At 54.3% G+C, this 575-nt stretch carries 1 protein-coding gene; it reads left to right on the top strand.

Features of this window, described 5'->3' with window-relative positions; translation table 11 throughout:
• Positions 1 to 575 (top strand): PepSY domain-containing protein (locus ABCW45_RS17840; protein WP_343221304.1); only part of this gene is annotated, 575 nt, incomplete at both ends.

Here is a 575-nt window from a genome sequence, read left to right as displayed (position 1 = left end):
ATATTGAAGCGGCAGATGCAGACATTTCAGCCACGACCTTAAGTGAGGTGGCGGGAGTGGCCTGCTATAAGGTGGAATTTACTTCCGGAGAGTATGCCTACTCCTACACGATCAATGCACAGACAGGAGCTGTCATGGAAATGAGCAGCCAGGAACAGAATGCACAGACTTCCGGGACGCAGACGGAGACGGCAGACCCCGCTGCCTCGGCTCCGGCACAGACCTCAGGTTCAGCCTCAGCCCAGGCACAGACCTCAGCCGCTGCACCGGCACAGAATGCAACAGGTACCGGAACCGTGGATGAAGCAGCAGCACAGAAGATCGCACTGGAGCATGCCGGAGTGAAGGCAGCGGACGCAACGATCACCAAGTCAAAGCTTAATTATGAAGACGGACGTCAGGTATATGACATTGAATGGTATGCAGGCGGTGCCAAGTATGACTATGAGATTGCGGCAGACACCGGAGAGATCATCAGCTCCGCATATGAAGAAAAAACGATGGGAGCAGACAGCAGGAACGTTACGGTCAGTGAGGCAGATGCAAAGAAAACAGCCCTTGACCGTGTAAGCGGT

The organism is Pilosibacter fragilis (genome assembly GCF_032490495.1).
Lineage (GTDB): Bacteria > Bacillota > Clostridia > Lachnospirales > Lachnospiraceae > Pilosibacter > Pilosibacter fragilis.
Note: the sequence above shows the minus strand (reverse complement) of the source record. Positions and strands in the feature narration are given on the sequence as shown.